At 69.6% G+C, this 21,492-nt stretch carries 20 protein-coding genes; 15 read left to right on the forward strand and 5 right to left on the reverse strand.

Annotated elements, in window-relative coordinates; genetic code table 11:
* The first annotated feature begins 10 nt into the window (after positions 1 to 10).
* The 6 genes from ABZV91_RS14970 to ABZV91_RS14995 all read left to right on the forward strand — a co-directional run bounded on the left by ABZV91_RS14970 (position 11) and on the right by ABZV91_RS14995 (position 7,090).
* A complete protein-coding gene (locus tag ABZV91_RS14970; protein WP_355240942.1) occupies positions 11 to 391 on the forward strand; it encodes a VOC family protein in 381 nt (126 codons plus the stop codon).
* 249 nt (positions 392 to 640) lie between these two features.
* The gene (locus ABZV91_RS14975) at positions 641 to 1,732 is read left to right on the forward strand and encodes a hypothetical protein (RefSeq protein WP_355240946.1); all 1,092 of its coding nucleotides are present in this window, start codon (positions 641 to 643) and stop codon (positions 1,730 to 1,732) included.
* Between the two features lie 296 nt (positions 1,733 to 2,028).
* Complete coding sequence (locus ABZV91_RS14980) at positions 2,029 to 3,525, forward strand: NAD(P)/FAD-dependent oxidoreductase (protein WP_355240949.1); 1,497 nt, start codon at positions 2,029 to 2,031, stop codon at positions 3,523 to 3,525.
* Positions 3,526 to 3,652: 127 nt separating this feature from the next.
* On the forward strand, positions 3,653 to 4,165 hold the full coding sequence (locus tag ABZV91_RS14985; protein ID WP_355240952.1) for a hypothetical protein: 513 nt from the start codon (positions 3,653 to 3,655) through the stop codon (positions 4,163 to 4,165).
* Between the two features lie 475 nt (positions 4,166 to 4,640).
* Complete coding sequence (locus ABZV91_RS14990; protein WP_355240955.1) at positions 4,641 to 5,828, forward strand: cytochrome P450; 1,188 nt, start codon at positions 4,641 to 4,643, stop codon at positions 5,826 to 5,828.
* 23 nt (positions 5,829 to 5,851) lie between these two features.
* Positions 5,852 to 7,090, forward strand: coding sequence for a cation:proton antiporter (locus ABZV91_RS14995; protein ID WP_355240958.1), 1,239 nt, complete (start codon positions 5,852 to 5,854; stop codon positions 7,088 to 7,090).
* Between the two features lie 30 nt (positions 7,091 to 7,120).
* Here ABZV91_RS14995 and ABZV91_RS15000 read toward each other — a convergent pair whose 3' ends face one another.
* Positions 7,121 to 8,290, reverse strand: a complete 1,170-nt coding sequence (locus ABZV91_RS15000; RefSeq protein WP_355240961.1) for an acyl-CoA dehydrogenase — start codon at positions 8,288 to 8,290, stop codon at positions 7,121 to 7,123.
* Between the two features lie 129 nt (positions 8,291 to 8,419).
* Between ABZV91_RS15000 and ABZV91_RS15005 the strand changes: the two genes are divergently transcribed.
* The 9 genes from ABZV91_RS15005 (at position 8,420) to ABZV91_RS15045 (ending at position 18,262) form a co-directional block, all read left to right on the forward strand.
* Positions 8,420 to 9,202, forward strand: a complete 783-nt coding sequence (locus tag ABZV91_RS15005; RefSeq protein WP_355240964.1) for a hypothetical protein — start codon at positions 8,420 to 8,422, stop codon at positions 9,200 to 9,202.
* Position 9,203: 1 nt separating this feature from the next.
* Entirely contained in the window at positions 9,204 to 10,301 is a 1,098-nt protein-coding gene (locus ABZV91_RS15010) for a hypothetical protein (RefSeq protein WP_355240967.1), read from the forward strand.
* The gene (locus ABZV91_RS15015; RefSeq protein WP_355240970.1) at positions 10,298 to 11,776 is read left to right on the forward strand and encodes a hypothetical protein; all 1,479 of its coding nucleotides are present in this window, start codon (positions 10,298 to 10,300) and stop codon (positions 11,774 to 11,776) included. Before ABZV91_RS15010 ends, ABZV91_RS15015 begins: the two co-directional genes overlap by 4 nt.
* On the forward strand, positions 11,773 to 13,083 hold the full coding sequence (locus ABZV91_RS15020) for an AAA domain-containing protein (RefSeq protein ID WP_355240973.1): 1,311 nt from the start codon (positions 11,773 to 11,775) through the stop codon (positions 13,081 to 13,083). The genes ABZV91_RS15015 and ABZV91_RS15020 overlap by 4 nt, the downstream gene beginning before the upstream one ends.
* 90 nt (positions 13,084 to 13,173) lie before the next feature.
* Complete coding sequence (locus tag ABZV91_RS15025) at positions 13,174 to 13,989, forward strand: hypothetical protein (protein ID WP_355240975.1); 816 nt, start codon at positions 13,174 to 13,176, stop codon at positions 13,987 to 13,989.
* On the forward strand, positions 13,926 to 14,483 hold the full coding sequence (locus tag ABZV91_RS15030; protein ID WP_355240977.1) for a S8 family serine peptidase: 558 nt from the start codon (positions 13,926 to 13,928) through the stop codon (positions 14,481 to 14,483). Before ABZV91_RS15025 ends, ABZV91_RS15030 begins: the two co-directional genes overlap by 64 nt.
* Positions 14,484 to 14,493: 10 nt before the next feature.
* Positions 14,494 to 14,754 (forward strand): hypothetical protein, encoded by a 261-nt coding sequence (locus ABZV91_RS15035; RefSeq protein ID WP_355240980.1) that lies wholly within the window; start codon positions 14,494 to 14,496, stop codon positions 14,752 to 14,754.
* 97 nt (positions 14,755 to 14,851) lie between these two features.
* The gene (locus ABZV91_RS15040) at positions 14,852 to 16,819 is read left to right on the forward strand and encodes a protein kinase (RefSeq protein ID WP_355240983.1); all 1,968 of its coding nucleotides are present in this window, start codon (positions 14,852 to 14,854) and stop codon (positions 16,817 to 16,819) included.
* 282 nt (positions 16,820 to 17,101) lie between these two features.
* A complete protein-coding gene (locus ABZV91_RS15045) occupies positions 17,102 to 18,262 on the forward strand; it encodes an FAD-dependent oxidoreductase (RefSeq protein WP_355240986.1) in 1,161 nt (386 codons plus the stop codon).
* Positions 18,263 to 18,266: 4 nt separating this feature from the next.
* Here the strand turns inward: ABZV91_RS15045 and ABZV91_RS15050 are convergent, their stop codons facing one another.
* The 4 genes from ABZV91_RS15050 to ABZV91_RS15065 form a co-directional block, all read right to left on the reverse strand.
* The gene (locus tag ABZV91_RS15050) at positions 18,267 to 19,823 is read right to left on the reverse strand and encodes a polyamine aminopropyltransferase (protein WP_355241015.1); all 1,557 of its coding nucleotides are present in this window, start codon (positions 19,821 to 19,823) and stop codon (positions 18,267 to 18,269) included.
* A 67-nt stretch (positions 19,824 to 19,890) separates the two neighbouring features.
* Positions 19,891 to 20,316, reverse strand: coding sequence for a DUF350 domain-containing protein (locus ABZV91_RS15055; RefSeq protein ID WP_355240989.1), 426 nt, complete (start codon positions 20,314 to 20,316; stop codon positions 19,891 to 19,893).
* A 43-nt stretch (positions 20,317 to 20,359) separates the two neighbouring features.
* Positions 20,360 to 20,785: a DUF4247 domain-containing protein gene (locus tag ABZV91_RS15060; RefSeq protein ID WP_355240992.1), complete on the reverse strand. Its 426-nt coding sequence runs from the start codon at positions 20,783 to 20,785 to the stop codon at positions 20,360 to 20,362.
* 51 nt (positions 20,786 to 20,836) lie between these two features.
* Positions 20,837 to 21,442, reverse strand: a complete 606-nt coding sequence (locus ABZV91_RS15065) for a DUF4178 domain-containing protein (RefSeq protein WP_355240995.1) — start codon at positions 21,440 to 21,442, stop codon at positions 20,837 to 20,839.
* Positions 21,443 to 21,492 lie beyond the last annotated feature (50 nt).

Below are 21,492 nucleotides of genomic sequence, written 5' to 3' on the forward strand. Positions count from 1 at the left end.
AGGAGGTCCTGTGCTGACCGCACTGCCCATCCGATACGTTGCCGATGTCGAGGCGTCCCGCCGTTTCTACGCCGGCCTCGGATTGCACCCCGGTGACGACAACGGCTTATCGGTCTGGTCGCAGCTGGACGCCGACGCGGGCGCGGTCGGAATTCACGAACCCGCGGTGTCGAAGGGCCGGCCGCCGGGAACGGTGGAGCTGGGTTTCGCCACCGACGAACCGCTGGAAGAGGTCGCCGCCCGCCTCCGCGCCGCCGGGTACACCCCGGAACTGGTGGCCGAGGACTTCGGCCGCAGCCTGCGGCTGACCGACCCCGACGGCGTCACCGTCCAGATCCAGCAACTGAACACCGAGGTGATGCGCCGCTCGGAGGCGGCACTCCGGGACTAGCGCGGCGCACACGCCCGGCCAGGGGCCGGATCCCGGTCCCGAGAGTGGCCCGCTCGACGATGTCGAGCGGCTATCATCGGTTGGTGGCGTGAGACACCATGCGGCACACTTTCGTCGGCGACGATCGGCCGGATGCGTGTCGGCCGCCTCGGGCGTCCGGCGACAAGCCGGTCGTTCTCCTGCCGGGCGACAGAAGAGTGACGCATGACCAGGTACGCGCATTTTGTAGGTAGCCTCCCCCGTGAACTGATGACAGGAGGTGATCGTGGCGTACTGGACTGGTTCGCGACGCACACCCACGGCCGTCCCGTCACCGCGATCCCCTGCGATCTGGATCCCGACTGGATCCTGGCCTACCTGAAAGGTATCGGGAACCGAACCGACACGCTGGAACTGTTGCGCCCGGGAGGCTACGACGGATATTCCGATTTCCCGACCTACGGAGTCCGGGCCGGACGGACTCTCGAACCGCGGGATGTCTCGATGAACCGGGTCGAGCGGATCGGCGAAGTCGTGACGGCTTTCGAGTCGTTCCTCCACGACCGGCCGGAACTGGCCGGAACCAAGCTACAGCTCAGCCAGCCCCACCCGCTGGATCTCGCCATGTTCGTCCACGCCGGTGGCGCGGTGGCGAGCGGCCTGCCGGTCGGGCTGGCCCTACGCCGGTCGAATCTCGCGCGCACCGCACTACAGCAGCTACCGGTGTACACCGAGGCTGTTCTGCAGGAGATGCGCGAGGTACGCCGGCGGTACGGTGATCTGATCGTCTGGCAGGTGGAAACACCGATCTCGCTGCTGGCCATGGTCAAAGCGCAGCAACTGGGGGCGCTGTGGGCGCTGGCACCGATGGTCGCGGGACAACTGGCCGGCTTCCTGGAGAAGGTGCACGACGTCGATCACGAGCACGGTATCGACACCGAGACCGTGGTGCACCTGTGTTACGCCGATTATCAGCACGAGAGCCTGCTCAGCCCACGGAACCTGGCACCCGCCGTCGCGCTGCTGAACCGCACCGGCCGCCGCCTCGCCGAGCGGAATGTGCCCATCCCCCTGGTACACATCCCGTGCGCGTACGGCGCCCATCCCGCACCGGTCGACCCCGGTTTCTATGCACCGCTGCGCGCACTCGCACCCGACTGGCGGGTGATCGCCGGCGTGGTCTCCACCGACGACGCCGAGCGGAGTGCGCAGGCGCTCGCCCTTTTCGAACAGGCCGGCAATATGACCGCCTACGGAGTGGCCGCCGCGTGCGGATTCGGCCGCAACAAGGCCGAGGAGGCCGAACGAGGTGCCGCGACCATCGCGTCGCTCGTCCGGGCGCCGGAGGGCAGCCACGGCTGATCCGCCGGGCGAACACCTCCCGATCCCGATGCGCACCACCCGGTGGTTGTTCCACGCCACCGGGTGGTGGCTTGTCGGTGGCCGAACAGCCGGGCCGACAAGTGTTGCTGCTGTTGATTGTTCGTACAGATACATCGTGCAGATGCACGCACAATTGTGCGTTCGCTGATACACTTTCCGAGGCGCCACTCTGTTCTGAACCATCTGCGGCATCGCGATTCCGGGCCATGGACCCCGGTCGGTCCGGCCGCTGATGGCGGACCTCATGGTTCGTTCTGTTGTTCCAGGAGTCAGCTATGGCGCACGATCCGCACGTTCTGATCATCGGTGGTGGCCCGGCCGGGTCGACCACGGCAGCGCTGCTCGCCCGAGCAGGTATCCGGGTGACCCTACTGGAGCGGGATACTTTCCCGCGCTATCACATCGGCGAGTCGCTACTGGCCTCGGTCCTGTCGACACTTCGCCTCTCCGGTGCCTACGACAAGGTCGCGGCGCACGGGTTCCAGGTGAAACGAGGCGGTTACTTCCAGTGGCAGGACGACACCTGGTTGCTGAACTGGGCGGCACTGGTGGATGCCGAGGCCTGGTCGTGGCAGGTCGACCGGGCCGAATTCGACGAGATCCTGTTGCGCAACGCCGCCGACCAGGGCGCCGAGGTGGTCGAGGGTGCCACCGTGAAGCGCGTCGTCTTCGGCGACGACGATCGCCCCACCGCGGTCGAATGGGTACTCGCCGGCGAAGACACGGTCCGGACCACCGAGTTCGACTTCCTGGTCGACGCGTCGGGTCGCGCCGGACTGCTGGCGAAACACTTCAAGATGCGCAGAGTGCACAACGGGTTCCGCAATATCGGGATCTGGTCCTACTGGACCGGTGCACGACTACACCCGGACAGTCCGGAGGGCGCGATCAACGTCGTCTCCACCCCGGAGGGCGGCTGGTTCTGGAACATTCCGCTGGCAAGCGGGAAACACAGCGTCGGCTACGTGATCTCCACCAAGATCGCCGCCGAACGTATCCGCGAATACGGTTCCCGGGAGGCCTACTACCACGCCATCATTCGCGATACACCGGCGATGCAGAAATTGATCGACGGCGCGGAACAGATCGCCGAGGTACGCGCCGAGCAGGACTACTCCTATGTCTCGGACCGGCTCTGGGGTCCCGGGTACGCGCTGGTCGGCGATTCCGCACTGTTCCTCGATCCGCTGCTGTCCACGGGCGTGCACCTGGCCACCTACGGCGGGCTCACGGCGGCGGCTTCCATCGCGACCTACCTGCGGGGCGAGATGAGCGAAGCCGACGCCCTGGCATTCCACGAATACACCTATCGACGGGCCTACGAGCGGTTCCTGACCCTGGTCTCCCGTATGTACAAGGACTACATCGGATCCGACGAGTACTTCGCGCACGCGAGCACCCTCACCGAGGAACACGACGGCGATACCGCCGAGCAGTCCTTCACCCGGATCATGGCGGGCCTGACCGACGTGGAGGAGACCTCCGGCGCCCAGGCCCGGACGGCGACCAGCACAATCGTCGGTGAAGCCGAGGGCTTCCGCGACGAGGACTACGCCGACGGCGCGAATATCAAGTACATGGGCCATCTCGACATGTCCCCGGTCTGGAACATCTGGCGCGATCCGCTCGGCGCGGACACCACGATGGGCGATATCCGGATCACCACCGCACCGGTCCTCGGTCTCACCACCGGTGCCCGCAGCGACGCCGAGAAGGACGCCGTCGCCCGACCGGTCCTGCCACCCCTCACCGCCGAGGGCGCGGCCGACTGACCGAGAGTCCGGACCTTTCCATGAATATCCACGGGCGGGGGCCGCAGTGACCGCTGCACCCCTGCTTCCCGGGCCATCGGGGGACTACCCGCCCGGTGGCCCGGGATTTCGAGATCCACTGACCCGGATGCTGCTCGCCCACGACGGCTACACCACTCCGGCCCTGGAGGCGATCGTCGATGCCGACCTCGCCGTCCAGGTGGTGGACCAACGCGATATGGTCGCCGCCGGTCTCCCGGGCACGGTGCGCGAGGCGCTCTGTGTCTCGGAGCGGGACCGGGTTCTCGTCCGCAGATCCCGGCTGGTGCGCGAGGAGCTGATCGTCTCGGTCAACTATGTCGTCGCGGTGCGGAGCCGGGCGCAGATCTACGGGGTGGACGATGCCGGCAACCCCATCGGCCGCAGCCTGATGTCGCGGGGCGTCGCGCAGCGGCGGCGCATCCTGCGGGTCGGTCTGGCGCGGTGGCCGGACGAGCGGCTGTGCGCGGCGCGAGCCTACGTCCTGCTCCTCGACCAGCCGCTCTGCTACATCCGCGAAACGTTCAACCCCGACATCGTGTCCCCCGAAAACGACTCCGGCCTCGACGGAGACGCCGATTGGAACGACGAGCCCGATTCCGTACGCGCCGATGCGCGGTGATCCGGCCCGCACCCAGCACTCACCCAGCGATTGCGATATCGCCCGCGCGGACTATAGTTCTGCACCGAGCTGATGAGAGGCACGCATGAAACAGGCTGTCGCTGTGACAATTCCATGGGCCGGATCGTGCCCGACTGTCGTGAGCCCTGACGAATTGTCCCGTACAGCGATACCCGCACGCCGATCGACCGGTGCATGAACGGGATGGCGAACGACTCGATCTCACCGAGAACCGCGGTGTCCGTACGACACGTTTGCCCGTGCTGTAGTCAGTGAAATTCGTGGGAGAACAAACAACCAGGGCGCAGGAGCCCGCACGCCGAGTTCGCGCCGAATCCCACCTCTTTCGAGCCTCGTATCTGGAGTCATGTCCTTGACCACACCACGCCATAGCCCACTGTCGCAGTCGATAACAACGGGGGCATACCCCGCAGCCCCCGGACCGGTAGCCGAACCCCCGAGCCCGCGATACCCGATGTACACCCAAGAATTCGCCACGGACCCCCATCGCGCCTACCGCGCGATGCGGGAGCGGTTCGGGTCACTGGTCCCGGTGGATCTGGCGCCCGGAGTGCCGGCCACCTTGGTGATCAACCACAAGATCGCCGTACGTATCCTCAACGACCCCGACCATTTCCCGGCCGACCCCCGGTACTGGCAGGAAACCGTACCGCAGGATTCTCCGGTGCTGCCGATGATGAAATGGTTCCCGGCCGCCCGGTACAACGTCGGCGACGTCCACGCCCGCTATCGGCAGGCATCCGCCGACAGCATCGACGGTGTGGACCTCAACGCCTTGCCGTATACGGTCGAGCGTATCGCCACGCCGCTGATCAACGAATTCTGTGAGCGCGGCACCGCCGATCTGATGAGTCAGTACGCCTTCCCGCTGGCGCTGGAGATCATCAACCACATCTGCGGTTGCCCCGACGATATCGGCCGGCGGATCGCGGTGGGTATGGCCGCGCGCTTCGACACGGTGCGGGCCGAGGAGGGGATGGGGATCCTCAAATCCGCGCTGATGGAGCTGATCCACCTCAAACGCGACCGGCCGGGCGACGACGCCACCTCACGACTGGCCGAACACACCACCGGGCTCGACGACGTCGAGGTCTTCGCACAACTGATGAGCTTCTACGGCGCCGGTTTCGAGGCGCAGCGCAACCTCATCACCAACGCGCTGTTGCTGATGATCACCGAACCGCAGTACGGGCCCGGGGACACCTTCGGCGGGAATCTGTCGACCGACGACGCCATCGACAACGTCCTGTTCAACGACCCACCGATGGCCAACTTCTGCACGACCTACCCGCGCCAGCCCATTCCGGTCGCCGATACCTGGCTGCCCGCCCACCAGCCGGTGGTGATCAGTCTTTCGGCCTGTAACAACGACCCCGAGATCCGCAACGACCTCGACACTCCCGGTAGCAGTTTCGTCGGCAACCGCTCCCACCTCGCCTGGAGTGTGGGTCCGCATGCCTGCCCCGCGCAATCGCTGGCCCGCACCGCCGTCCGCAGCGCGATCGATGTCGTGCTCAACGCCATCCCCGACCTCCGCCCGGATACCCGGCAGGAACTGGTATGGCGGCCGGGCCCGTTCCACCGCGCGCTGGCGGGGTTGCCCGTGGTCTTCGAACCCGCTCCCCCGCTGCCCGTGATGTAGGCGGCCAGGATGTCGAGCCGCCCATGATCTTCCTGCTGACCGATCTCGTCCTCATCATCGTGGCCGCGCGCCTGCTCGGCGGGTTGGCCCGCAGGCTCGGCCAGCCCGCCGTCATCGGCGAGATCGCGGCCGGCATCCTGGTCGGACCGACCGTCCTCGGCGCCGGGCTGTCCGAAGCGATCTTCCCGGCGGAAGTGAAGCCGCAGCTGACCGCGCTGGCCGAGATCGGCGTCGTGATCTTCATGTTCCTGGCCGGGCTGGAGATCGACCGCGACCGATTGGCCGGGCACGGCCGGTCGATCCTGGCGATCGCCGTCTCCGCGTTCGCCACGCCGTTCGTGCTCGGATGCGCCCTCGCGTTCGGACCACTCGCGCGCCACCACGACGGCCGGATCGCGTCCCCCCTTTTCCTCGGGTGCGCGCTGGCGGTCACCGCCTTCCCGGTATTGGCGCGGATACTGCAGGATCGCGGCCTGTTCACCACTCGCCTCGGCCAGCTCGGTCTGGCCGGCGCGGCAGTGGTGGACATCTTCGCGTGGTGTGCGCTGTCGTTGGTCTTCGCTTCCGCCCGACCGGAATTCGACGATCACTGGCGGCTGCTGCTGATCGTTCCGCTGGTGGCGGTGTTGTGGTGGGTCGTGCGCCCGGTGCTGGCGCGTACTCTTTCCGCCGAACGCGCCGAGACGGCAACAGTCCTGGTCGGTGTCTGCGGGGCCATGGCCACCGCCGCCGTCACCGAATGGATGGGGCTGCACGTCATCTTCGGCGCCTTTCTCTTCGGCGTGATCTTCCCCCGGACACAACGCCCCCGGGTCGAACCGGGCGCGCAGCTGGTGAGCAGCCTGTTCCTGCCGGCTTTCTTCGTGGTCGCGGGGCTGCGCGTCGACCTGAGCGGGGTGGACCGGGCCGCGGTCGTCGAGGCCGTGGTGATCGTGGCCGCCGCCGTCGCGGGCAAGATGGGCGGCACATATCTCGCTGCCCGGCTGCGCCGGCTGGACCGCCGCACCGCGGGTGCGCTGGCGGCACTCATGAACACGCGCGGCCTGACCGAACTCGTCATCCTCAATGTCGGTCTGACTCTGGGCGTCATCGACACCCGGTTGTATTCCGTCCTGGTGCTGATGGCCCTGATCACCACGGCGATGACCGGGCCGTTGCTGACCGTGTTCGGTGTGCGGCGGCCGCCGGTGCCGGAGCTCGGCGGGGAGCGGCCCGCTACGCCACCGAGCGAGGGCCAGACGACTCCCGCGGCACCGGCCTGAATGAACTGCCGGTCCCCCTCCCCACACCGGTCAGAGCATGGCGGCGCGTGGGACCGTCAGCCCGATCGCGGTCGCTCCGGCGAGTTCACGGGCGGTGTCGTAGTCGAAGACCACGTGCCCGCTCAGGACGTCGACATCACGCTTCAGCCGCTGCATCGGATGATCGCTGAAGTGCACACTCGCCCCGGAGGCGTGCAAGAGGTCGGCGATGACCGTCCGGGACCCCCGCACGATATGCGCGGCGGCCAGCCGGGCCTCGGCACGGACCGGTACCGGCACCGGCGTCCCGGCGTCGAGCAGTGCCTCGATCTCGGCCACCGTATCGGCGAGCAGTCCGTGCAACGCGCGCAACCGGACCCGCGCCTGCCCCAGATGCGCCTGGGCCATGGGTTTGTCGCGCTGGCGGGTGCCGCCCTCGTAGAGGATGCGGCCCTCGAGCCGGTCGGCGAATACAGCGGTGGCGCGTTCGGCAGCGCCGAGAGCCGGCATGGACGCCGCCAGCGACAGCGCCGGGACCAGCGGCCACCGGTAGGTGGTGGCGTCGTGCAGCCGGGCGCCGGGGGTACTGCCGCCGTAGATGTCGAGGACCCGCACCAGCCGGTGTCCGGGCACCAGCAGATTCTCGACGACCACGTCGTTGGACCCGGTCGCGCGCATTCCCTCGGTATGCCAGACGTCCTCGATCACCACCTCGTCGGCGGGCAGCAGGGCGAGGGCGAGGTAGAGCTCGTCGGCCGGGCCGCACAGTGCGCCCACCATGATCCAGTTCCCGCTCATCACGCCGGTGGCCCAGGACCAGCGACCCGACAGCAGCACACCGCCGTCGGCCGGTATTCCCCGGCCGGTCGGTGCCAGCGGCGCGGGGCAGAGGAAGGGTCCGCGCCCGTATCCCTCCTGCTGGGCGGTTTCGGGAAAGAGGGCCAGCAGCCAGTTGTGCAGCGCGTAGAACCCCAGCGTCCACGCACTGGACACACATCCGTGCGCCATCCGGCGGATCGGGTCGAGTACGGCGGGGAACTTCTCCTCCCGGCCGCCGAACCGTTTCGGGACCAGCGCACCGAGAAATCCCGAAGCCACCGCGTCGGCGATCGTCTCGTCGGGCAGTCTGCGCAACTCCTCGGCCGCACGCGCCCGCGCGGCCAGTGCGTCGACAAAGTTCTGATCGATTCCGAATGCGCAATTCGACCCCGCCGCAAGCATATTCGCAACGCTAACATACCCAAAAGTATGTCGTCGGAGTTCCCGGAGAACCGGTCCGCGCGGCAACATATACCGGCAAATACTGGCATTCACTGGACTTCCCTGGAATTGCCCCCTACATTTCACCCCATGCCCACCGCCGAGGCGCTCGAAGCGCGCATAGCCGAGTTACGCGCGCAGGTGCGCCGGGCCGCGGGATCCGGGGACCGGACCGCGGCCCGCCGGTTGCGCGCCGAACTCCGCACCGCCGAAACGGAGTGGGATGCCGCGGTTCTCGGGACGCCGGAACCCTCCGCACCGGCTCGGCAGCCCGCGGCGGCGGTGCCGGTCCGCGAGCACGTACACCGCGCGCTCACCCTGCTGTCCGTACCCGCCGCCCCGAAACTGGTCCTCGCCGTGCACGACGCGTTCTTCTCCGGAGAACTCGTTCCGGCCCGGCTCACCAGTCTGCGCCGCGACGAGGAGCGGTCCTTCCGGGCGGCGCCCTACGCCCGCCCGTACTACATCTGCGCCGCCATGACCACCGATCTACTGGCCCCGGCCCGCGGTCTGCTGGCCGTGAGCACCTGGTCGTCGGCACAGCGTATGGTCGGGCCGTTGAGTCCGCGGGTGGACCTGCTCACCGGGGCCATCCGGTTGGCCGGGCACATGATCGACCACGGCTGCACACCGGCCGGGCAACGCGTGCTGTGGCAGCTGGCGGTGTCCATCCCCGGCGCGACCGACGGGAAGAACATCGACCCGGAGACCGTGCGCGCGGCCGCGGAACGCGAACTAGAGGTGCACAGAGACGACGACACACAGCAGCGGGCCGACGCCGCGGAGCGGGCGGTGCGGCAACTGGCGGATCCCGCGGCGCAATTGTTCGGCGTTCGGCTCGCGGTAGCCGACCGGCGACGGAACGAGGCCTGAGATGACGCTTGCGGAAAAAACACTGACCAACCGGCTCGACGAATTGCGCGGCGACGCCCCGGCCACCCGGCACAACGCCCGGACCATCGCCGCGCTCACCGCCAATCCGGGCTGCGCGCGCCGAGCGCTGCTGGACGCCGCGGCGGTGGACAAGACAGTGATCGCCCGGGAACTCGGCTTCCCGCCGAAATTCGGGCAGTCACCGTTCGCGATCACCCGCGGCAACAGCTTCGAAGCCATGGTGAAGGCGCACGGCTGCGCCGAACTGCTGCGGCTGCTGCGCGAAGAACTGGGGCTGACCATCCCGGAGGTCGGCTACCACGACCTGGAGACCGTCGGCGACAACGCGAGCAATTCGGTGCGCTACCAGCGCACCAAACAGCTCCTGGGGCAGGCGCTCGGCTCCGGCCAGGGCACCCTGTTCGATCATCCGATGCTGCGTTTGGAGATCGCCGGCGCCACCGCCTATCTGGAACCGGATGTGGTGGCCCTGCAGATCGGCGGCCTGTTCCACGTGGTGGAGATCAAATCGTTCGCCGTCGTGGACGGGCAGGCCGATCCCGCGCAGGTGGCCTCGGCGGCGCGGCAGTCGGCGGTATACGTCCTGGCCATGCGGGAGCTGCTGCGCGAACTGGGCCAGTCGCCGGAACTGGTCGCGCACAACTCGATCCTGGTGTGCGCCCGGGATTTCACCAACCGCCCCACCGCAGCCCTGGTGGACCTGCGCAAACAGCTCGCGGTGATCGGGCGCCAGCTGTCCCGGCTCACCTCGATCGACACCCTGCTCGATCTGGTCCCGCCCGGCGCCTCGTTCACGCCGGGCGACGGGCTGCCCGGCGCTGTCGCCGCGATACCGTCGCGGTACGCCCCGGAATGCATGTCCAGCTGTGAACTGGCCTTCGCCTGCCGCTCCGAGGCCCGGACCCAGGGCTCGGTGGACACCCTCGGGCGCGGGGTGTGCGACGACCTCGGCGGTATCGACAACCTCGACACGGTGCTCGCCCTGGCCGACGGCACCCTGGAACCCGGTCCCGAACACGCCGATATCGCGGAAATGCTCCGCCGGGCGCGGGCACTGCGCCTGGAGGTCGCCCGATGAGCGTGCTCAGCGCGCTGGCGAAGGTGACCGCGGCCCGCAGCGGCCGCGCCGAGCCCATCGCCGACCGGCGGCACTACCACCTCTCCGACCGCCCCCTCGTGCTCGTACCGCTACGGCTGGCCGGTGAGGCCGCGGCACCGCTGGCGGTCGCGCTCGGGTCCTCCCCACACGACGCGACCGTGCTGATCGTGGCCCAGCCCCGCGACCGGGTGCTGCGCCTGCGGTTCATCGAACACTTCGCCGACCGGGTGCTGCCCTATATCTCGTCGTTCTGCGAGGACGCCGAGGAACTGACGGTGAAATCGACCGGCGAGGCCTACCTGCGCTACCTCGACGCGCCGCAGCTGCTGCTGCCCAATCCCGGCGGCGCCGAATTCCTGCGCCTGCTGGGCCGGTCGGTGCGGTTCCATCGCACCGAGGGCGAGAACGCGGTCCCGGAATCGCTTCCCCTGCTGGGACGCTGGCTCACCTGGTTCGGTGACCGGTCCGATTTCCCGGGATCCAGTGTGTGCCTGGCGATGACCTCCGTCCTCACCACCCACTGGGCCTCCGGGCAGTCCGCGCTCGAGGACGGTAATCTCGCCGCCCTGCTCGGCTGGATCGACCCGCCGGCCGGGATGACGGGATCGGAGGCCGCCGCCCTGGCCGAGGATCCGCTGGCCTATCCGCCCGCCGGCCCGGCCACCGACCCCGGTTTCGACAACGAGGAGCTGGCGCCCTTGATCGCCGCCTACGACGGCGCCGGGCACGAATGGGCCAAAGTCGTGGCCGGCGAACGCCTCGAACAGGCATTGCGCGGGCAACTCGAACCCACCTGGCAGCTGATGTGGCGGGCCGTGGAACTGCTGCGCGCCCTGCCGGAGGGCGCGAGCGTGGCCAAACGGTGGACCGACGACCGCGCCGCGTTCTCCTGGTTCGTCGCCGATATCCCGGAAGGGTATCCGCAGGCCCGCCGCGATTCGGCGGTCTCGGCGACCCGGCGGCTGCTCAAACAGGAACAGGCACTGGATACCTTCCAGGCCCAGCGCGCCTTCGACGATCCCCGGGTCCTGATCGAATACCGGCTCGTCGGCGAAGCGTTCCAGGGCACGGTCAGCGCCTGCGAACCCGAGCGGCGGGCGAAACCGAAATCGCGCGAGGTACCGCGCCCGTATCTGTGGGTCCACACCGCCGACCCGTTCCGGGCGCGGGTCGGAGAAACCTTGATCCGAATCGATCGGCCCGCACAGAAAGCCGAGGTCGTGGCGGTGGAGGAGGATGTGATCCAGCTGGAACTGGTCAGCGGTATGGGACAGGGCAAGAACCCCGCCGCCGGTAGCGTCCCCGAGGAGGGCGACGCCATCGGTTTCGCCCGTTTCTCCCCCACCGGCTTCGGCGGCCCGCCCGCCAAACTCCCGCCCCGGGAGGAGACCCCGTGGACCCACGGCGGCCCGTCGCCCGAACCGACCCTCGAACTGGCGGAGGAATGGTCGTGAGCACCGCGGACGAGGTGGTCGGCCGGATCCTCGCCGATCTCGACAACACCGCGCACCGCGCCCTGGTCGTGGATTCTCCCCCGGGGGCCGGTAAATCCACCCTGGTGGTGCGCGCGGCCCGGCAGCTGGCCGCGGCCGACGACGAACAGCGGATGATCGTGGCGCAGACCAACGAACAGGTCGACGACCTCATCGATCGGCTGGCCACCGCCGATCCCGCCCTGCTGATCGGGCGCTTGTCCGCCGGCGACTACCGCCGCAGCGCCCGGATCGACCGCGACAATGTGGAGGTGGCGAACCGGCCCGCCGACCTGGAGAAATGCGCGATCGTGATCGGCACCGCCGCGAAGTGGGCCACCCTGGACGAGGGCCGCTGGTCGTATGCGATCGTCGACGAGGCCTACCAGATGCGCTCGGATATGTTGCTGCGCATCGCCAACCGGTTCGAACGCGGCCTCTTCGTCGGCGACCCCGGCCAGCTGGACCCGTTCGCCACCGTCGACGGCGACCGCTGGGCGGGCCTGTCCTGGGATCCGACCATGAGCGCGGTGGCGGTGATGCTCAACCACAACGCCGGTATCCCGGTGCACACCCTGCCGGTGTCGTGGCGGCTGCCGCCCTCGGCGGCCTCGGTGGTCTCCTCGGCGTTCTACCCGTTCGCGCCGTTCGCCGCCGGCACCCGCCCCGAACAGCGCCGGCTCGAATTCACCACCCGCGGACTGCGTGGCCCGGTGGACGACGTCCTGGACGAAGCGGCCGCACACGGCTGGGCGTATTACGAGCTGCCCGCCCGGCATACGCTGCGCACCGACGGGGAAGCCGTGGCGGCCATCGCCGACCTCGCCTGCCGGCTGCTGGAACGCGGCGGCGTCGCGCATTCCGAACACGGCAGCCGCGAGATCGACGCGACCCGTATCGCGGTCGGTACCGCCCACCGCGATCAGGCCCAGGCGGTACGCGACACGCTGGCGGGAACGGTGGCCGAGACGGTCACCGTCGACACCGCGAACCGGTTGCAGGGCCGGGAATACGATGTCACCGTCATCCTGCATCCGCTCTCCGGCCGCCGTGACGCGGGCGCGTTCCACCTGGAGGCCGGGCGGTTGTGCGTACTGGCCTCCCGGCACCGGCACGCCTGTATCGTCGTCGGCCGGGCCGGGATCGGGGAACTTCTCGACGCGCACCCCTCCGCGGAACCGGTCTATCTCGGGGTCCCGGTGAAGTTCCCCGACGGCTGGGAGGCCAACCAGGCGGTACTGGGCAGGTTGGCCGAACACCGCATCGCCGCGCCGGTCCACGCCCGGTGAGCGAGGAAGCGCCGGACCTTCCCGCCTCGTCGCCGGGCACCCGGTTGAGCAGCGATTGCCGTCCACCGGCTCCCGGGGCACTATGGCGGGATGCGAGTCCTCATCGAGCTCCGCCCCTCCCCTGAACTGGTCTCCGCCGCAACGGATTCCGCGGCCGGAATATCCGCCGCCGCGCTCACCGGCGAGGTCCCCGGTCTCACCGTCGACACCGGCTACGGCCCCGTCTCCGTCCCCGCCGCCACGGCGGCCAGCGATACGCGCGGGGACGGCGGCTCGTATGTGGTGCGCGGTGAGATCCCCGACGACGACCCGGCCGCCCGGGCCGCGGTGGCGGGCGCACCGGGCGTCACGGGGGTGTTCGCTGATCCGGTGATCGAACCGGTGCTCACCTGTGGGGATACCGGCCCGGTCGGCACCTGGACCGATGTCGCCGCCCGGCTCGGCCGTGACGAACTCACCGCCGCGGGACTGACGGGGGCGGGCGTGGCCGTGGCCGTCCTGGACACCGGGATCAATGCCGCGGCGGTGCGAGGGGCCGCGGGCGCCGCGATCGCGATCGACACCTCCCGCAGCTGGAATCCCGCGGGGGTTCGCGGCACCGCCGGCGAATTCCCGGTCGACCACGGCACCATGTGCGCCTTCGACGCGCTCATCGCCGCGCCACAGGCCACTTTCCTCGATATCCCGCTCCTGCGGAGCACGCGGGACGGCGGCAGCCGGATGGACGGTCTGCTCTCGGACGCGCTCGCCGCGTTCGCCCATCTGCGTACCGTGCTGACCGCGCAGCCGGCGGACCGCCGCGCCCTGGTGGTCAGCAACAGCTGGGGTTCGTTCGCGCCGCAGTGGGTTTCCCGGTCGGCGACCCGGGCAACTACTCCGACAATCCCGACCACCCGTTCAACGTGATCGTCGCCGCCCTGGACGCCGCGGGCGCCGATATCCTCTTCGCCGCCGGGAACTGTGGACGCGACTGCCCCGACGGACGCTGCGCCTACCCCGAGCGGCCCATCACCGGCGCGAATTCGCATCCGGCCGTGCTGTCGGTCGGTGGCGTCGACACCGGCGGGCAGCGGGTCGGCTACTCGTCGCAGGGTCCCGGCCGGCTCGCCGAGCACAAACCCGATCTCTGCGCCTACTCACATTTCCTGGGTTCCACCGCCTTCGGTGCCGACGCGCCGGATACCGGGACCTCCGCCGCCTGCCCGGTTCTCGCCGGAGTGGTCGCCGCCTTCCGCACCCGATGGACGGCGACCGAGATACCGCCGGCCCGCTTGCGGGAACTGTTGCGCGGCACCGCGGCGGATCGGGCGGGCGCCGGATTCGACTACGACTACGGGTACGGCATCGTCGAACCCCGGGCGCTGCTCGCGGAGCTGCAGAAAGCGGCGGCCCGCGCGTAGCCTCGGGGGCATGCCGCTGCTGACCGTCTCGCTTCCCCCGGGTTCGGGCCTGGCCGACGCCCTGCGTGAGCTGGGACTGGCCGAGGACGAGGTCGACCGCGAATACGGTCTGATCGCGGTCGACCCGGATACCGGCCGGTTCGCGCTCCGGGTGGCCGCGAGCGCGGCGGCACGGCTGGCCACCGGAAACGCGGCCACGGTGTTCGCGGACCCGCCGGTCGAGCCGCTGGGCGACCCCGGGTCCATGGGGCGCGACGAACCCGGCGGCTGACCGAAAAGCGCTGATCCGGGCGTGATTCCACCCTCATTCGCGGCGCCGGGGTGCTGTGATCGGTCACCGGATGTGGTATCCGTAGCTCGTGGAAGGTGTGGAAGGTACAGAGTTCGGTCGCTACCGACTGCTCGATCCACTGGGGGCGGGCGCCATGGGGGAAGTACACCGCGCCTACGACACCGGTACCCAGCGCATGGTGGCGGTGAAAGTGCTGTCGCGAGAATTCGCGCAGGACACCGTGTATCGCCGGCGCTTCCAGCGGGAAGCTCAGCTGGTGGCCCGGCTACACGAACCGCATATCGTGCCGATCCACGATTTCGGCGAGATCGACGGCCGCCTGTTCCTGGAGATGCGCCTGGTGGAGGCCCCCAACCTGGCCTCGCTGCTCGCGGATCGGGGATCGTTGCCCGCCACCGAGGCCGTCGCCGTGGTCGCCCAGATCGCCGCCGCGCTCGATGCCGCGCACGCCGGCGGGGTGGTACACCGGGATGTGAAACCCTCGAACATCCTGATCACCGCCGAGGGTTTCGCCTACCTCATCGATTTCGGGATCGCCCGCAGCAGTCAGGACACCACACTCACCCGCGCCGGCACGATGATCGGCACGCTCGCCTATATGGCGCCGGAGCGACTCACGCTGGACCGGATCGACGCGCGCTCGGATGTGTACTCCCTGGCGTGCGTACTCTACGAATGCCTGGCCGGTACGAAACCGTATACCGGCGAGAGCGTGGAGCGGCAGATCGCCGCACATCTCACCGAACGGCCGCCGCTACCCTCGGCCGCCGGCCTGCCGCCCGCCTTCGACGAGGTGGTGGCGCGCGGGCTGGCGAAGGATCCGGACCAACGCTACGGGTCGGCCGGGGAATTGGCGGCGGCGGCGCAGCAGGCGCTGGCACCGTCCGGTCTCTCGGCAACGGGCACCCGGTCGGCCGTCACCGCGCCGGTGCACGACGTATCGCGCGACGATCCGGAGCCCGGCGATCCACCGGCGCCCGATTCCCGCGTGGACAGCCCGCCGGTCGATATCACACCGCACCTCCTCGCACGCCCGGAGACCGGGACGCCTGTCATCGCACCGGCCGATGACCCATCGGCCGGCTTCTCGCCCGCCGACACCCCGCCCGCCACCTTCGCCCCCGCCGACACCCCACCCAGCAGTTTCCGGCCGGCCGGCGACTTCCGGCCGGCCGGCCCCCCGCTCGCCTTCGGCACGCCGGACGACATCCCGTCCGCCACCCGATCCCGTACCCGCGTCAAGACCTCGGCTGCGGTAGCCGTGCTGCTGACCGCGGTCGTGAGCGTGTCGGCACTGGCCCTGACCCGGGAGGGCGGCACCACGGTCACCGACGCACCGGCACCCACGGCGCCGTCGAATGTGCCGGCCACCGCGGTACCGGGCGATCCGGCCGCCGAACTACCGCCCGCCCCGCGGCCGGGCCCCGCCCGACAGGTGCCGCCGCACTCGGAAACCCATCCGGTGCCGATGGCTCCGTCCGCACCCCCGGCCGCACCGGCGACCACTGTCGCCGAGCAAGCACCCACCACCCCGGCGGGTGAGCCGGTGGACGAGCAACGGCCCGCGCCTCCCGAACCTCCACTGCCGACCACCAGTGTCGCCGCACCCCCGACCACCACCACCACTACCGAGCCGACCAGCACACCGACCTCCCCCGCCACCACCACCGACCCCGGGACCGGCACCCCCACCACCACCCCATCCACCGGCGAGACCACCACGGCGACCCCGACCGAAACCACCGGCACCGGCGAGGAGACGAGTGCCGCCGCGAACAGCGCGAGCAGCGAACAGGCCCGGCCTCGGGGCAGCGCGATCGCCACGTCCTCCGGTCGTGCCCGGACCACCGCCTCGGCCGCGCCTCCCGGCACGACCCCGTCCGCCACCTCCGCACCGGCTGCCACCTCCGCACCGATCTCGCCGCCCCCGGTGTCTTCCTCGACGCCCGTCCCGACATCCACAGCCACATCCAGCCCGTCCTCGGCACCGCCTCTTCTCCCCGGGCCCACTTCCCCTTCCGCGCCCGCTGTTACCGGAGGCTGAGCCCGGCGCGGTAGCGCGGTCGCAGTGCGGCGGCGAGCCGGGTCCACGCCGACTCGCCTCGGGGTCACCGCCGACCACGAGTCGGCGGTCGCGCCCCGCGGCGTACCCAGGGGCGTCGGCCGGACGCCGTGACGATTCGGCCCTCGCCACCCCACCACGTCCCGGCGGGTCGCGAGCGAGCTACGTGGCGGCCGGGAGAACGACCCGGCAGCCGCCGATCCCACCCCGCCGGCCCGCGACGATAATCGTTGCGACCGGCGGAGGTCGATATCGGAGGTGGCGATGAGCGCGGAACCGGTGGGCGCCGAGCGCCGGGCGGTGGTCGTGGGCGCGGGAATCGCGGGGCTCACGGCCGCGATCGCGTTGCGGCAGCGCGGCTGGCGAGTCGACGTGCTGGAACGTGCCGCCGGGCCGGAACCGGCCGGTTCGGGACTGAGCCTGTGGCCCAACGGCCTGCGCGGTCTCGATGTGATCGGCGCCGGCGCCGCGGTCCGTGCGCAATCACTGACGGCGACCGAGGGCGGGATGCGCGATCCCGGCGGGCGCTGGCTGGCCCGCACCGATATCGCCGCCCTCCGCGACCGTTACGGAGATCTGGTGGTCATCCACCGGAACCAGCTGTCGGACATTCTGCGTACCGTGCTCGGCCCCGGCTCCCTGCGGTTCGGGTGTGCGGTGGAGGCGGTCGAGTTCGCCGATCGCGGAGTCCGGGTGCGGCACAGCGCCGGGACCGCCGAGGCCGACCTGGTACTCGGCGCCGACGGGATCAACAGCACGCTGCGCGCCGCACTGTGGCCGCGTGCCCGGCGCCCGGTGTACGCCGGTTACACCGCCTGGCGAACCATCGTCGCCCCGGCCGAGCCGGTACTTGCCGGAGGTGAGACCCTCGGGCGCGGGCAGCGTTTCGGTATCGCGCCGCTGCGCGACGGCCGCGTGTACATGTTCGGCACCGCGAACCTTGCGGCCGGACAGCGTGTTCCCGACGGGGAGCTGGACGAGTTACGCCGCCGATTCGGCAGCTGGCACGATCCGATTCCGGCGCTGCTGGCGGCGGCCGACCCGGCGGCGATACTGCGGCACGACATCTACGAACTGCCGCCGCTGGACACCTATGTCCGAGAACGGGTGGTGTTGCTGGGCGACGCGGCCCATGCCATGACCCCGAACCTGGGCCAGGGCGCGAACCTGGCCGTCGAGGACGCGGTCACCTTGGCGGCCGCACTCGACCGGGTACCCGATATCCCCGGTGCGCTCGCCGAATACGACCGGATCCGCCGCGCCCGGGTACAACCGCTGGCTCGGCTGTCGCACCGAATGGGCGCCGCACTGCAACTCGCGCTACCGGGGGTGATACCGGTACGCGACACTGTGCTGCGCCTGCTCCCGGACGCCGTCGCGCTGCGTGCGCTGGGGCCGGTGCTGTCCTGGGCACCGCCCGCCTGATCCGCTACACCCATTCCTTACGGGCCAGCTCGAGAATTGTCGGATGCATGAGCGTCGACGGCTGTTCGCCGGTGTCCCGGCGATCCGGCGCGAAGATCGTCGCGGCCCGCAGGCTCGATTCGTCCATCGACCGCAGCGGAGCCGGCGGGTCCAGCGCGAGCCGCGGCTCGGGGTCGCGGGTCGCCTGGACGAAACCCCAGTCACCGAAACTGGGGACATCCACGTGGTACGGCAGGATGTGCAGGCCGGAGGTGCGGACAGTCGCCGCGATGCACCAGTACGAATGCGGAGCGAAGAACGGTGAACCCGCCTGCACCACCATGGTGCCGCCGGGGGCCAGCACCCGCGCCGTCATCGCGTAGAACTCGGTGGAATAGAGCTTGGCGATGGAGGTCTGGTCCGGATCGGGCAGATCGACGATCACCGCGTCGTAGTCGGCACCGGCGGTTCGCAACCAGGAGAACGCGTCGGCCGTGACCACCCGTACCCGCGGATCGGCGAAAGAATTCCGGTTGAGTTCGGTGAGCCGCGGATCGGTGCGGGCGAGTTCGATCACGGCCGGGTCCAGTTCCACCAGCGTCACCGACTCCACATCGGGGTATTCCAGTATCTCCCGCAGTGCCAGGCCGTCGCCGCCGCCGACGACCAGCACCGTACGGCGGGGACCGGCCAGCGTCGGATGCACCATCGCCTCGTGGTAGCGGTATTCGTCCACCGACGAGAACTGCAGATCACCGTTGAGGAACAACCGGGTGTCCCGAGTCCCGAACGGTGACACCGATTCGGTGAGCACGATCTTCTGGTATTCGGTCTGCCGCTGCCAGACGATCGGATACGCGAACAGTGCCTGCTGGGCGGTGGCCTCGAACCGGTCGGCATAGACATAGCTGCCGACCAGCACCGCCGCCACCAGCAGGGTCACCGCGCCGAGGGCGGCCCGCACCAGGCGGGACAGATCGGCGCGGAACCAGAGGAGCACCAGCGCCAGCCCGGCCACCGCGTTCACCACGCCGACGATCAGGCTGCCGCGGATCTGCCCGAACACCGGCAACAACAGGAACGGAAACGCCAGACCGCCGAGCAGGGCACCCACATAGTCGGCGGCGAACAGGTCGGCCACCGCGCTGCCCGCCTCCTGTTTCCGGATACGCTGCAGCATCTCCATCAGCAGCGGGATCTCGGCGCCGACCAGGGCCCCGATCACGCAGGATGCGGCCACCAGCGCCGCGGTGTACAGGTCGAGCCAGGCGTAGGCGGCGTACAGGCCGAGCACCGAGAGACCGCCCGCCAGCGCGAGCGCCAATTCCACCACCACGAAAGACACGGCGGCCCGATGGCGCAGCGGTTTCGCGGCCAGCGCGCCGACCCCCATCGCGCAGACCATCACACTCAGCGTGATCGATGCCTGGGTGGCGGTATCACCGATCAGATAGCTGCCCAAGGTCACCAGGGACAACTCGTACACCAGTCCGCAGGCGGCACAGACGAAGACCGTGGTGAGCAGAGCCCACCGCGCGAACCGTCCGGTTACCGGCGGCGCGGTGCCGTCGACGCGCGCGATCTCGGCCGGACCGTCCGCGACGGGCCGGGACCCGGCGGTGCCGGTAGCGGAATCCTGCGACGTCAACTTATGTGAGAGCCGAGGCGACCACGGCCGCCACCGCGATGTGCACCGCCGCGCTCACCCACACGCCCGGATGCAGGTCGGGCTCGTTCACCACACCCCGGAACTCGCCGGGAGTGGTGAACTCCAGCAGCAGGAACGCCAGCGCCATCGCCACCAGACCGATGACCCCGTACACCGCGCTGGTGACCAGCGCCTGCCCGATCGCGCCGTCGGAGGTCCAGATGGCGGTGGCGACGATGATGCCCACTCCCAGCATGTTCGCGGCGACCAGCAGCGCGGCATTGCGGTTGCGTTCCACCCAGATCTGATGACGCAGGTCGCCGGGGGTGAGCACATCCACCAGGACGAACCCCAGCACCATCAGGACGATGCCGAGGCCGGAGTAGGCGGCCGCGGCACCGGCGTTCGCGGGCAGGTCTTCGAGCATTGTTTCCTCCTGGGAATGGATCCGGACACCCGGGCGGCGGATACTACTTTCCGTCGCCGGAACCGCCACCGCGGAAGCCGGTGTTGTCGCTGGGCCAGCCGAAGACGCTGACCGCACCGTGGTGCCGCCGGTACCCGGTCCGGTAATCGTCCAGCAGGATCTTGGCCCCGGTACCGTTCGGCGAGATCGCGATGATGTCGTCCCGGTACTGCAGGTAGGTGGTGGCGCCGGCGGTGCGCCGGTCCAGCTGGCGCACCCCCTGGGTGATGTCGTCGGCGGTCGCCGCCGGCGACTTGTTCGATGTGTACGCCGTCCCGTTGTTCGCTTCGTCGAGCTTCGGCGCGCGTGTGTAGTGCGACCCGATATAGGACCGGACACCGACATCATCGTCGTCATCGGACCCGCATCCGGCCAGCACACCCGTGAGGATCACGCAGCAGGCAGCGAACAGCCAGGACTTACGACTCACAACAAACCTTCCCCGTCCGGCGCACAGGCCCTCCGGTGCCACAGCTATCGCTCAGTTCGACGACTGCGGGTAGATCATAATCGCACTCCGGTACAGGACCTGCCCGATCGCGGCTTCCTTTTTGCCCGATTCACCGAAATCCTCGAACGAGAGCCGGGTGCCGTCCGCGGCGGCATAGTCGTGGTAAGTGACCGTTCCCCCCGGGGTCAGGCCGGTGGTCGCCTCGCTGACGTACTGCGCGCGGCCGGACTCGTCGAGCCGGAACGTCTTCCCGTCGTACTCGATCGCCGCTCCGCCCGCCGCCGGGACTCCGGGTGTCTCGGTCCACAGCACCAGCTCGAGATCCGGATCCTCTTCCACCGACAGCCATTTCCGCGTACCACCGGCGGTATCCAGCAGATGCTCACTCCACTGGTAGCCGCCCTCTTTCAGGCGCAACGAGCCGCGGACGGTGTAGGTCTCGCCGAAGATATCGACGATATCCCCGGCCTTCAACGCGCGCGGGTCACCGCGCAGCGCATCGGAATCCCTGTCGGCGAACGGGTCCACGGGCCCGGCCGCGGCGGGAGGCTCGCTCTTCTTCCGTACCAGCAGAAATAACGCGACGCCCGCCACGACGAGCGCGACGACGAGCAGGACGAGCAACAGCGCGTTCATGACGGCCTCCTCTGACGATCTCAGCGGAGACTAACACCCGCCACCCCAGC

It is taken from the genome of Nocardia sp. NPDC004568, from assembly GCF_040609955.1.
Classification (GTDB): domain Bacteria; phylum Actinomycetota; class Actinomycetes; order Mycobacteriales; family Mycobacteriaceae; genus Nocardia.